Here is a 12,251-nt window from a genome sequence, read left to right as displayed (position 1 = left end):
TTTGATAGTTAGACATGAAGAAGATTCTTATTGCAGAAACAATAGATTGGAATTCGTCTGTGCAAATAGGCAGTCATCACTATGCTAGGCATTTTCTCGAGCATGGGGATGAGGTGCTCTGGGTATCGCAGTATATCCACCCTTTGAGTTTTCTTACAGGATGCCGCGAAAGAACAAAGTATGCTTTCAGTCTTTCCCGAGGGGCGCGAAGCTCGGAGCACGAACGTCTCTCGCTGTACGTGCCGTTTACAATACTGCCTTGTAGGCGCCACTGGCTTTTTGACAGCAAGGTGGTAGGCAAGCTGAGTCTCTACTGTACATTTCCCTCGGTGAAAAGTGTATTGACTAGGCTTGGCTTTGACAAGGTAGATGTAGTTTGGATATCCAACCCTTTGTTTGCAGAAATTGCTAACATCGTGAAGCATGATGTACTTGTCTTTAGAGTAAATGATTTATATGCAGGTTTCAGGGGAATGCCAAGTTGCATAGAGGAGTTTGAGAAGGCGCTAATTAAAAGCGCTGATTTAGTTTTTGTTACTTCCAAAGTACTTGCCAAACACGTGGAGAATTTAGGTGGAAAAGGCATATATTTGCCAAACGGTGCGGAAGTTGAACATTTCTTATCTCCAATGCCCCTGCCCGCAGATTATTTGGGCATCCCGCCTCCAAGAGCAGTGTATGCAGGTGCAATCGAGCGGTGGTTCGACACTGATTTAGTTGCGAGCATAGCTAGAGACCTTCCAGACATGTCTTTTGTGCTAATTGGTCGCTGCGAAGGGGTTGAAAACAGTGTGTTTTCGAGCATGCCGAACGTGTATCTACTGGGACCAAAGCCATATAAAGAGTTACCTGGATATTATCAACATGCCGATGTCGGTATAATCCCCTTCAAAGTAAATGAGTTCACGGCGGCAATCAATCCAAACAAACTCTATGAGTACTTTTCGGCAGGATTGCCTGTTGTATCCACATATTTGCCAGAAGTCGAACCACTTAAGCCATTGGTAAAGATTGCGCAAGATTCCAAAGAATTCGCGGCATTTCTTCGTGAGGCGTTGGAAGAGGAAAAAAATAGTCTGCGAGAAGAGCGTATTCAATGTGCCAAATCGAACTCCTGGAAGGCGCGGTTTGATGAAGCAATGGCTTATATCTCCGATTTGCTAAGCTCACGCAATACTGGAGCGGCATAATGCAGAGAGTCTACATCATTGTCCTCAATTGGAATGGTTGGCAGGACACAATCGAATGTCTAGAAAGTGTTTTTAGAAGCGACTATCCCGATTTTCAAGTGGTAGTGTGCGATAACGGCTCTAAAGATGCTTCGGTAGAGCGAATAAAAGAATGGGCTGAGGGACGGTATCAAGTCGAAATAGCGCCAGAAAATCCTCTTCGTTATCTAGTTTTTCCGCCGGTTCCCAAGCCTATTGAATTTCAAGAATATGACCGAGCCAAAGCGGAGGCAGGTGGGGAAGCTGGGGATACAGAGCCTCGGCTTGTTATCATAAGGATTGATGAAAACTTAGGATTTGCAGGCGGAAACAATGTTGGAATACGATATGCGCTTGCCAAGGGAGACTGCGGATACGTATGGCTGTTGAATAACGACACAGTGGTGACTCCAAATGCCTTAAGTGGCATGGTGCGTCGGATGGTAGAATCGCCGGTTGCTGGCATGTGTGGTGCAAAAATACTCTACTACGATGAGCCGGAAAAAGTACAGGTCCTCGGCGGCGTTTCATATAATCGGTGGTTCGGAACAACCAAACAAATTGGCTGGCTAAAATCGGCAGATGTGCCTTATGATTTACTAGAAGTGGAACGCAATATGTCATATGTAACTGGGGCATGCATGCTCGTATCTCGCCAATTTCTAGAGACAGTTGGTTTAATGAGCGAGGACTATTTTTTCTATTTTGAAGAGCTCGATTGGGTAATGCGCGCACGGGGTGCATTCGACTTGCTCTACGCTCCGGACAGCGTCGTCTATCATAAAGAAGGCAGAGCTGTTGGGGGAAGTAGCCGTGCGGCTAATTGTAAAAGCTATATTTCGGATTATTATTATCTGCTGAATAAGATAAAAATCACGCGTAAGTTCTTCCCTTATGCCCTACCTACTGTTTATCTAGGTATTCTCGGCACTCTTGCAAATCGAATTAGAAGACGCCAATGGGACAGGGTGGGTATGGTCTTTAAGATTTGGCGATGAGCATGATTGAATTGTTACTGATAATCTGGATTGCAACGATTGGTGCAGACAGGATTGATTTCTTGGGTGGCACAGGCGATTTTATCCTTACGCCGTTCCTCATCTTGTCGCCATTGGTGCTTTCATTTGGGTTTATGCACCTTATGCTTAAGAAGAGCGCCCCCGCGGTTTTAGTGCCGAGGAATACCCGCCAAGTTATCTTTCTCTTCACACTGTTACTTATTCTTGTGCTGTTGTCAGTGGTTTTCGGGCGAGATATGCGCCTGGGTTTGAAGAGATTTGCTTTGCTAGCTATTCAGGTTTATGGGACTTTGCTCGGTGCAATTATTCTAGCTAATTTGAAAAATCCGGGGCGTATTCTCCTCTTAGGCGCATATTGCGGCATTGTCCTCAGCCTTCTGATGAATTTAGGCCAGCTTCTATATTGGCTTCCTACCTCATTAAGTGATCAAATCAGAAACATGAGTATCATTGATTTTGGTCCACGGCTTGTTGGACAGTTTGGCCCTCGGCTAGCTGGTGTGTCGATTGACATGAACCGAGGGGCGACGCTTCTAATGGTTTATGCGTTCTTTGTACTGAAGTTTAGCGGTCGTTCGCCATTGCGCGATGCATTTTTCTATTTGGCGTTGGTTATGATATTGGCGACTTTATCTAGGTCTGGGATTGCTGGGTTTATAATCATGGGATTGGTTATGCTGGTTCAAGATGGCAGGATTAGGCTCTCGTCGATAGCAAAGGCGGCGGTGGTTTTCGGTGGATTGGGTATATTATTGCTTTTTGTTGCCCGATGCACGGTGCTAGGAACCTATCTTAAAATAGGTAGATTATTGGCGGAACGTCTATCTTTTGGCGAGTCAGAATCAGGCGGCATGCACTTAATGTTAGTTGAAAGGGGTTTGGAGATTGCTTCGTCAAGCGTGCAAAACTTTTTCCTTGGCACGGGTTTTGGTAGCTCAAGATTATTGCTTAATGACGTTTTTATAGACAAGTATGCTAATTTCCACTCAATTTATATTTCGTTTCTTGTCGAAACCGGTATTCTTTCCCTTTTTGTGCTGTTGTTGCTCTGCTGCCTACCCCTCGTAAAGTCTAGGAATTATATGCCAATGATGCTTGGGTTAATGGTGGTCAATCTTTTCTACCAACTTTCCCTGGAGCCGATTTTTTGGTTGAGTATAGTCCTTCTGTGGACAAATATAGGTTTTGCAGGCAGTAAAGTGAGGGATACTTAATCGAAGGCAAGGAAGCAATGCGCATCGGGATAAATGCACAGCTCTATTCATCCTCGGCTTCTTACAGAAATGCCGGTATATCGAGGTACATTCGCGGATTATTGACTGCTCTTGCTGTTTGCCGCGACACTCAGGAAATACACGTGTTTTTGCGGGACGCAGAACGAATGGAATTTCTAAACGAACTCAATATGCACTGGAGTTGTCGGCGCACCGAAAGCCCTCTATTTCGAATTGCTTGGGAACAGGCAATTCTTCCACTGCTGGTCAGGCGGTTAAGGCTCGATATTCTTCATGCGCCTGCCCATGTGCTTCCCATAGCGTGTCCGTCCAAATCAGTGGTCACTGTACTTGATCTTAGCTTTCTGCGTTTTCCTCAATATTTCCCTCAATTTCAGCGGCAGTATCTTAAATGGTTTACTTTTTGGTCGGTTCAAAGGGCAAACGCAGTAATTACGATTTCGGAGCATTCGAAGCGCGAGATAGTGGAGCTTCTTCACGTTCCAGAGAACAAGGTTTTTGTCACTCCTCTGGGTGTAGATCGAAACTTTCATCCGGTTGCCGGCGAGGAGATTGCGCGCGTTGCTAGTCGGTATGGGATAGGAGAAAATACAATCCTTTTTATCGGTACCTTGGAGCCTAGAAAGAATATTCACTCTTTAATAGCGGCTTTTGACGTCGTGCGGAAAAAGTTTAACCAACGTTGTACTCTGGTTTTAGCTGGTGGAAAGGGTTGGTTTTATCATGAATTATTTGAATTTGTCCGACAATTACATTTAGGGGACAGCATAAGGTTTTTGGGTTATGTTCCTGCTGAGGACCTGCCGGCGCTTTACGGAGCGGCTTCTGTCTTTGTATATCCATCGGTCTATGAAGGTTTTGGACTCCCGCCGCTGGAAGCGATGGCATGTGGAACGCCGGTAATAACATCGTCAACAACCTCCTTGCCTGAGGTAGTCGGCGATGTGGGGATTATGGTGGAACCACATGACGTCGAAGCACTTGCTGATGCGATTTTGCGAGTATTGTGCGATTTTGATTTGCGTCAGGAAATGAAAGCAAAAGGCATAGAACGGGCAAAACGGTTTTCTTGGGAGGAAACAGCCCGTCAGACGTTGAAAGTGTATAACAATATCTTTTAAATAAGGGGCTGAGAGTCGGTGAAAATCGCCATTGTTCACGATTTTCTCAATCAAATGGGCGGCGCCGAGCATGTTCTCAAAATATTTCGGGAAATTTATCCCGAGGCTCCAATTTATACGACTATCTATGTTCCTTCTGCTGTGTGCCCCTCGTTTAAAACTGCAGATATCCGAACATCCTTTATGCAGAAGCTTCCAATGATAAAAAAGCACTTCCGGCGGTACTTGCCTTTATATCAGTATGCAATTGAGCTTTTCGACCTCTCAGAATTTGATGTTGTCCTTAGCAGTTCATCGTCATTCGCCAAAGGAGTAATTACCCAACCGCACACATGCCATATCTGCTATTGCTATACGCCAATGCGGTTTGTGTGGAATTACCACACGTATATTGAACAAGAGCCTTTCTCGCGGCTTACAAAGATTGTTTTGCCTTATATTATCCATCGCCTCCGCCGATGGGACGAAATTACCGCAAACCGTGTTGATTTTTATATTGCGATAAGCGAAGAAGTAAGGCGGCGTATTCGTAAGTACTATCGTCGAGAGGCAACTGTCATCCATCCGCCAATTGACGCCTCTCGATTCAAGGTAAGCGTTCAGGATGATGGCTATTTCGTGGTTTTATCGAGACTCCTTCCTTATAAAAGGATAGACATTGCAATTGAAGCGTTTAATAGGCTCAAACTGCCCTTGAAAATCATCGGAGATGGGCGCGACCTCGAGCGCCTAAAGAAAATGGCTGGTCCTACGGTGGAGTTTCTTGGAAGGATACCAGATGATGAAATGTATAAGTGTCTTTCCGCCTGTCGGGCGTTAATATTCCCAGGTTTGGAAGACTTCGGCCTTGCTCCAGTTGAAGCAATGGCTTGCGGAAAGCCGGTGATTGCATTTGCTGGGGGCGGCGCGTTGGAAACGGTAAATGATGGGGTTACTGGAGTCTTCTTCTATGAGCAGACACCCGAGGCAGTGGCAGAGGCGGTTTCAAGGTTTGACCCCGACCGCTTTGATCCCTACGAGATACGCAAGCATGCCGAGCTTTTTGATGTCTCGGTGTTTAAAGAACAAATATCAACATTTGTAAGAGAGAAATTCCATCTGTATCGGACCTCTGCTATGTTGACGGGAGACGAAAGGTTCGGTATACTTGCGAGGGTGAGCGATAGAAGCTTTGACTTCGAGAGGAAACACACGTCGGATGTAACGCACGATAAACGAGGCTAGTCCATCCCCCCTAAAAGAGGGTGAAAAGATTATTATGCGGCACCCGAATATTCACCGCTAGTTTATTCCTTGAGAGAGGTTGCTTAGAATCCCATAAAACGTTTTGATTGGAGAGTTTTATGATTTACGGTGTGAAAATCAAAAAACTTCAGCCCCATGCCGATGAAAGGGGCTGTTTAACGGAGATTCTTCGCTCCGACGAAGAGATTTTTGAAAAATTTGGGCAGATATACGTATCTTTAAACTATCCAGGTGTTATACGCGCATGGCATTACCATAAGAAACAGGATGATTTCTGGGCTGTTGTTAAAGGCATGATTAAGGCCGTAATGTATGATTCACGTGAGGATTCGCCAACTAAGGGAGAAATACAAGAAGTTTTCATGGGGGAACAAAACCCAGTATTGCTCCGAATCCCGGTTGGTGTTATGCACGGCTACAAAACGATTGGAACAGAGTCGTCGCTACTTATCAACCTGCCTACAATGCCCTATAATGCAGCAGACCCGGACGAGTACCGCTTGCCTTACAATACGCCTGATATTCCATACGATTGGGATATCAAGATGAGATAGGTCTATCTCCACCAATGGCGGTTACATTTGGGGATTGGGTTTACCCTACAAGAGTTAGCGGAACTGTGTCATGCGCTTGGGCGTATTAATTGTGGGTAGCCATTAAAAAGAAGAGGCTGTTAGTATGAAAAACATATTGGTAACTGGCGGTGCAGGGTTCATTGGCAGCAATTTCTGCCGATATATGCTTGAGAAATACCAAGATTATAACATTATTGTGCTCGACGCGCTGACGTACGCCGGAAACCTCGATAACCTCGCTGATATTCAAGATAATCAGCGTTTTATGTTCTTTCACGGCGACATTCGAGATAAGACAATTGTTGAAAACCTCGTGCGCAACGTTGATGCCATTGTAAATTTTGCAGCTGAAACGCATGTAGACCGTTCGATTGCCGACCCTGGCAGCTTTGTCCTCACAGACGTGTACGGAGTATTCATGCTTCTAGAAGCTTGCAAGAAATTCGGCATTGAAAAGTTCCTTCATATTTCTACCGACGAGGTCTATGGAAGCATTCAAGAGGGAAGCTTCAAAGAAGGTGACCCGCTTCTTCCGAACAGTCCATATTCATCAAGCAAAGCTGGCGGTGAACTTCTGGCTAGGTCTTACTTTGTAACCTATGGACTTCCAGTATTAATAACCCGCGGTTCGAATAATTTTGGGCCATATCAATATCCTGAAAAACTTATTCCATTGTTTATTACAAACGCGCTGGAGGACAAACCTCTGCCTGTTTATGGGGATGGAAAGCAAATTCGAGATTGGATCTACGTTCTTGACCATTGTGAGGCTATTGACCTAGTGCTTCACAAGGGAGAGATAGGTGAGGCATATAACATTGGTGGCGGAAACGAACGCATGAACATTGAAATCACCAAGTTTATCCTATCCCACCTCGGGAAGCCTGAATCGCTAATCAAGTACGTTGCCGATAGGCCAGGGCACGACAGGCGCTATGCATTAGATTGCACCAAAATTCAAGCACTTGGATGGTCACCCCGACACAAGTTCGAGACGGCACTGGCAAATACAATAGATTGGTATGTGAAGAATGAGGCTTGGTGGCGGAAAATCAAAGAGCACCAGGCAGATTATAAAGAATTTACCAAGAAGTGGTATAGTGAAAGGCAGTAATTAGCGGCAAGGAACTAACTGCCACTTTAAACAATAATTACTATTTCATCAACTTCACAAATTATTGCATGAGGGTTAAGGATGATCATTACGCAGACTCCGTTACGAATAAGTTTTGCTGGAGGGGGTACAGACTTTGCTGATTTCTACCGCTTGGATGGTGGTTGTGTAATCTCATCGGCGGTCGATAAGTACATCTATGTGATTATCAAAGAACGCTTTGATGAAAAAATCCGCATTGGCTATTCTCGAACAGAAATGGTTGATTCAATTGATGAGATTGAGCATGAGCTTGTTCGTGAATGCCTCCGAAAGACAGGCATAACGCACGGCGTCGAAATTTCAACCATGGCTGATATTCCCTCAGAGGGGTCCGGCTTGGGTTCTTCAAGTAGCGTGACCGTTGGTCTTCTCAACGCAATGTATGCTTACAAAGGCGAGATAGTGCCTGCCGAAGTTCTTGCTAGGGAGGCATGTGAAATTGAGATTGACATTCTAGGCAAGCCGATAGGGAAACAGGATCAATATATCGCAGCATTTGGCAACCTCCGCTTTATCTCGTTCTTGCCGTCCGAAGAAGTAAAAGTTGAGTCCATCAATCTTGATCCCGAAAAGAAACGCAGATTGAGCGAGAGCCTAATGCTCTTTTTTACAGGCATGACCCGCAGTTCGAGCGAAATACTTTCCGAGCAGAAAGCGAATATTGCCGACAGAGTCGACATACTAAGAAAGATGAAGCAGCAGGCTGAAGAAATCCGAGAAAGTCTGCTCAATGGGCACATAGACCGATTAGGTGAGATTATGCACCAAGGCTGGCTGTATAAAAAGCAACTTGCCGGAAAGATTAGCAATAGTGAGATTGACAACATGTATGAGCGGGCGCTTGATGCCGGCGCACTTGGCGGGAAAATCGCAGGTGCAGGTGGCGGCGGCTTCTTATTGCTCTACTGTCCGCCAGAGCGCCAAAACAAGGTTCGCGAGGCTCTCTCGAATCTCAGGGAGCTAAACTTTAACCTTGAACGAGACGGAACCAAGGTAATCTTTAATGTGAGGCGGTAACCGATGGATAGAGTAAAAAACTACCTAAATGATGTTGCTCAGTTGCTGATAGAGGCGCCAACGGAGGACATTCGTAAAATTGCATCTCTCGTAATGGATGCTTATCTCTCCGGCAAGCAGGTTTTCATCATGGGCAATGGCGGGAGCGCTGCCACTGCTTCACATCTAGCATGCGATCTGCAAAAGGGAATTGGTTGTCTCAACCCAGACAAAAAGTTTCGCGTAATGGCGCTCACGGACAACGTTCCGATAATGACCGCTTGGGCAAACGATACAGATTACTCAAATATTTTCGCAGAGCAATTGGCAACTTGGGTGGAACCAGGCGACCTAGTAATTGGCATTAGCGGCAGTGGAAACTCGCCCAATATTATTAAGGGAATTGAAGTTGCAAAGGAAAAAGGTGCAATCACTGCTGGCTTAAGTGGTTTCAAAGGTGGCAAGCTTGCCCAGGTGGCTGACCATAATGTCGTTGTACTTAGCGATAACATGCAGCACATCGAAGATGTTCACATGGTCATCTCGCATTTAATATTTCGCTACCTACTGGAGGAACTGTGCCGTTGAAAGTGGTATTCCTGGACAGAGATGGCGTAATTAATAAGAATCGCGATGACTACGTAAAAACAGTTGATGAGTTCGAGTTTCTGCCTGGAGCTCTGGAGGGGTTGGCAAGACTTAAGGAAGCCGGATACAAGGCAGTCATTGTTTCAAACCAGGCCGGGGTTGGACGTGGTTTATTTTCTTTGGATGAGCTTGAGCGAATAACAAAAGCTATGCTTGGTGAAATCAGACTCACAGGCGGAGAAATAGCTGGTGTCTACTATTGCATACATCGCAAAGACGAAGGCTGCGGATGTCGGAAACCCGAACCTGGTCTCTTTCTAAAGGCACGTGAAGAGCTTGGTCTTGATTCAGAGGGTAGTTTTTTAATAGGTGACACCGAAAGCGATATTTGTGCAGGATACCGGGCAGGATGCACTACGATTCTGGTTTTGACTGGCAAGTCTTCGGCTGATGATGTTGAGCATTGGCAGTATAAGCCCGATTATATTGCTGACAACCTTCAATCTGCCGTCGAGTGGATTATTAATAATCGAGTTGGCATTAAGTCTAACTAACGGTTAATGATTTTCTTCTCACGACTTAATTATTTGCTTATCAATAAATAACCTATTATTCAGGAAGGGGTTTCTAGGTTGGGCAAATCAGGGGGCATTTGGGTTTTCCTCACCTTAGCGCTAGTTTTAACCACCATCGGGACGCCTTTTGCGGATACTAGGAGCGTCCCTTCTGCCGACCGGTTGCCACTTGAACATTGGGCGTATGATGCGATGCTCAACCTTGCTGCGGACAACTTAATCAGCGGTCTACCTGCACGACTCTTTGCAGGCGACAGGCTTTTCAATCGCCTGGAAATGGCAGAAATTGTCGCATCGGCAGTAGATAATGCGTTGGAACGCAAGCTGAGCGCTAGCCAGGTGGCTTTGATTACCAAGCTGATTGAGGAATTCAGGCCTGAGATTGCTTTTCAAAATGCAGTGGTGCTTGAAAAGTGGTCAAACCGCGAGGAGTCAGGCTCGCCCAATTCAATGGTTTTGACAGGTTATGTGCGCGGCGTTGCAGAGGACGATTCCGGCGGGGATAGCCTTCTTCTTATTCCGTACAGGGTTTCCGCGTTGGCAAACTTTTCTGAGGACATGCTTGGCGCCTGCACGCTTTCAGAGCGAGAGGATAAGTTTTTCCTGCAAAGGCGAAATGACCCCCAGCCTGGAAAAATAATGATTAAGGGCTATGGTGAAGATTTTACATGGGAGATAGGAAGAGACTACTTCTGGTGGGGCCCTTGCTATGCCAGTTCATTGATACTCTCGGACAACAGCGCTGGGTTTTGGAATGCCGGAGGTTCAAAGGAGTTTTCTTTTGGTCCATTCTTTGGTCGAGTAAAAATCAGCCAATTTGCCAGCGCTTTTGAAGACGAGGGGCAGACGCTTTATCTTTTCGGCAGGCGTTATGAAAGGACGCTGTCCCACGGATGGAATATAGGTATCAGCGAAACTGCCAAAACAGGCAAGATGCCAAATCCCTTAATCCTTGTGCTCCCATTTTATCTATATCAGCATTTGTTTCATGAAGTAGATGAAGAGTTTAATACCCTTTATTCCATCGATTTTCTTTACGCAGCCAGACCTTCGTATCAGATATACGGAGAATTATTGATTGATGATATAACATCGCCAAGGATTTTTGGCGGTGGGTTCGAGCGACCTCGGAAAACGGGCTGGACGCTGGGTGTGTATTTGCCTAGAATGCTTTCAAAAAATAAGCTCTCAACGTTCAGGGCAGAATATATCTACATAGACCGACTTACCTATGGTGCGACGCGTGAAGATTATCCATTGCTTGCATATATCCACAACACTGAGGTAATAGGACATGCGATTGGCCCGAATTCGAAAGCCCTATACCTTCGCTGGGAGCGAAGCTTAGCCGAGAAGCTGAGCGTAATATGTGAGTATTTGGATAGACATGAGGTTGAAGCGCAAAATCCGCGTAGGAACAATGAAAGAGCTGTGTCATTCCTATTTACTTACGATATTTCGCCTGACAAGTCAATTGGAGTAAGATTAGCTCCTTATACTATAAGGATGCCTGATGGTAGCCGAAATTCCGGGACTATCTACCAAATACGGGCAACTGCTGCATTTTAATCGAAGAAAAGGGGTAACAAAGGATGATAATAACAAGTAAGGCACCTGTACGCATAGATTTTGCTGGCGGATGGACCGATGTAGACATATTCGCAAAGGGCGCTGGCGGTGCCGTACTCAACGCCACTATAGATAAATATGTCACTGGCCGCCTTGAGATTTTCGAAAGCACAACCACCATGGAAAAAGAAGCCCATGAGGGAATAACGGTGACATATAAGTCTGATCTACCCTCTGGCTCGGGCTTGGGTACGTCTGCCTCACTCAACGTTGTGTGGCTGAGCCTTATAAAATCCCAAATCACCAGCATCGAAGACAAGAAGATGATCGCGAACCTTGCCTATGAGCTCGAGCGCATATTAGGAATCCTTGGCGGCAAGCAGGACCAGTATGCTAGTGCTATTGGTGGCATTAACTTCATGACCTTCAACGATACTGTAGAAGTTGAGAGGCTGGAGCTTGACCCTGATGTAATTTCCGAAATGGAGAGCAGGCTTCTCCTTTGCTATACTGGCAAGCCAAGGCTGTCGGGGAACATACACGAAAATGTTTGGGGAGCTTACCGCAGGGGTGTGCCGGAGACAGTGAATGCTTTGTACAACCTTCGAAACGTTGCAATTAGGATGAAGACCGTACTGTTAAACGGCGATCTAAATGAGTTTGCCGAGCTCCTTAATCAAAACTGGAAACACCAGAAGCAGCTTGATGCTTCCATTACTAATGAACAAATCGAAGAGCTTTTTGACGAAGCATTCAAAGTTGGTGCGATTGGCGGCAAAGCATGCGGTGCAGGCGGCGGCGGGTGTGTGCTTTTCTTTACTGAGCCCGGAAAGTATGACAAGGTTGCCAGCGTTGTTGAAAAATTGGGCAGCCGTGTCATTCCATTTAAGTTTGAGTTTGAAGGCCTTCAAGTAGGCGAGGTATAAGATTAGTGCATTTAATCGGTGGACTAACATCCTAGTGC

General features: G+C 45.7%; 12 protein-coding genes. All 12 read left to right on the top strand.

Annotated features, from left to right (window positions below):
• Positions 1-14: 14 nt before the first annotated feature.
• The 12 genes from QHH26_10180 (at position 15) to QHH26_10125 (ending at position 12,213) form a co-directional block, all read left to right on the top strand.
• Positions 15-1,190: a glycosyltransferase gene (locus tag QHH26_10180; protein MDH7482323.1), complete on the top strand. Its 1,176-nt coding sequence runs from the start codon at positions 15-17 to the stop codon at positions 1,188-1,190.
• Positions 1,190-2,206, top strand: a complete 1,017-nt coding sequence (locus tag QHH26_10175; GenBank protein MDH7482322.1) for a glycosyltransferase family 2 protein — start codon at positions 1,190-1,192, stop codon at positions 2,204-2,206. The genes QHH26_10180 and QHH26_10175 overlap by 1 nt, the downstream gene beginning before the upstream one ends.
• A 2-nt stretch (positions 2,207-2,208) precedes the next feature.
• Positions 2,209-3,441, top strand: coding sequence for an O-antigen ligase family protein (locus QHH26_10170; protein ID MDH7482321.1), 1,233 nt, complete (start codon positions 2,209-2,211; stop codon positions 3,439-3,441).
• A gap of 17 nt (positions 3,442-3,458) precedes the next feature.
• Positions 3,459-4,583: a glycosyltransferase family 1 protein gene (locus QHH26_10165; GenBank protein MDH7482320.1), complete on the top strand. Its 1,125-nt coding sequence runs from the start codon at positions 3,459-3,461 to the stop codon at positions 4,581-4,583.
• An 18-nt stretch (positions 4,584-4,601) separates the two neighbouring features.
• Positions 4,602-5,807, top strand: a complete 1,206-nt coding sequence (locus QHH26_10160; GenBank protein MDH7482319.1) for a glycosyltransferase — start codon at positions 4,602-4,604, stop codon at positions 5,805-5,807.
• A gap of 119 nt (positions 5,808-5,926) precedes the next feature.
• Positions 5,927-6,382, top strand: coding sequence for a dTDP-4-dehydrorhamnose 3,5-epimerase family protein (locus QHH26_10155; protein MDH7482318.1), 456 nt, complete (start codon positions 5,927-5,929; stop codon positions 6,380-6,382).
• Between the two features lie 124 nt (positions 6,383-6,506).
• A complete protein-coding gene (gene rfbB / locus QHH26_10150) occupies positions 6,507-7,517 on the top strand; it encodes a dTDP-glucose 4,6-dehydratase (GenBank protein ID MDH7482317.1) in 1,011 nt (336 codons plus the stop codon).
• 81 nt (positions 7,518-7,598) lie between these two features.
• Positions 7,599-8,576, top strand: coding sequence for a GHMP kinase (locus QHH26_10145; protein MDH7482316.1), 978 nt, complete (start codon positions 7,599-7,601; stop codon positions 8,574-8,576).
• 3 nt (positions 8,577-8,579) lie between these two features.
• Complete coding sequence (locus QHH26_10140; GenBank protein MDH7482315.1) at positions 8,580-9,143, top strand: SIS domain-containing protein; 564 nt, start codon at positions 8,580-8,582, stop codon at positions 9,141-9,143.
• Between the two features lie 2 nt (positions 9,144-9,145).
• Positions 9,146-9,697 (top strand): D-glycero-beta-D-manno-heptose 1,7-bisphosphate 7-phosphatase, encoded by a 552-nt coding sequence (gmhB, locus tag QHH26_10135; GenBank protein ID MDH7482314.1) that lies wholly within the window; start codon positions 9,146-9,148, stop codon positions 9,695-9,697.
• 78 nt (positions 9,698-9,775) lie between these two features.
• On the top strand, positions 9,776-11,287 hold the full coding sequence (locus tag QHH26_10130; GenBank protein MDH7482313.1) for a capsule assembly Wzi family protein: 1,512 nt from the start codon (positions 9,776-9,778) through the stop codon (positions 11,285-11,287).
• Positions 11,288-11,310: 23 nt separating this feature from the next.
• Positions 11,311-12,213: a hypothetical protein gene (locus tag QHH26_10125; GenBank protein MDH7482312.1), complete on the top strand. Its 903-nt coding sequence runs from the start codon at positions 11,311-11,313 to the stop codon at positions 12,211-12,213.
• Positions 12,214-12,251 lie beyond the last annotated feature (38 nt).

The sequence above is a fragment of the Armatimonadota bacterium genome (assembly GCA_029907255.1).
GTDB lineage: Bacteria > Armatimonadota > UBA5829 > DTJY01 > DTJY01 > JAIMAU01.
This window is presented reverse-complemented; position numbering and strand designations above follow the sequence as displayed.

Excerpts from the sequence above, each read along its gene's own strand:
- QHH26_10180 (MDH7482323.1), top strand. The coding sequence starts at position 15 with ATGAAGAAGATTCTTATTGCAGAAACAATAGATTGGAATTCGTCTGTG.
- QHH26_10175 (MDH7482322.1), top strand. The coding sequence starts at position 1,190 with ATGCAGAGAGTCTACATCATTGTCCTCAATTGGAATGGTTGGCAGGAC.
- QHH26_10170 (MDH7482321.1), top strand. The coding sequence starts at position 2,209 with ATGATTGAATTGTTACTGATAATCTGGATTGCAACGATTGGTGCAGAC.
- QHH26_10165 (MDH7482320.1), top strand. The coding sequence starts at position 3,459 with ATGCGCATCGGGATAAATGCACAGCTCTATTCATCCTCGGCTTCTTAC.
- QHH26_10155 (MDH7482318.1), top strand. The coding sequence starts at position 5,927 with ATGATTTACGGTGTGAAAATCAAAAAACTTCAGCCCCATGCCGATGAA.
- rfbB (MDH7482317.1), top strand. The coding sequence starts at position 6,507 with ATGAAAAACATATTGGTAACTGGCGGTGCAGGGTTCATTGGCAGCAAT.
- QHH26_10145 (MDH7482316.1), top strand. The coding sequence starts at position 7,599 with ATGATCATTACGCAGACTCCGTTACGAATAAGTTTTGCTGGAGGGGGT.
- QHH26_10140 (MDH7482315.1), top strand. The coding sequence starts at position 8,580 with ATGGATAGAGTAAAAAACTACCTAAATGATGTTGCTCAGTTGCTGATA.
- QHH26_10125 (MDH7482312.1), top strand. The coding sequence starts at position 11,311 with ATGATAATAACAAGTAAGGCACCTGTACGCATAGATTTTGCTGGCGGA.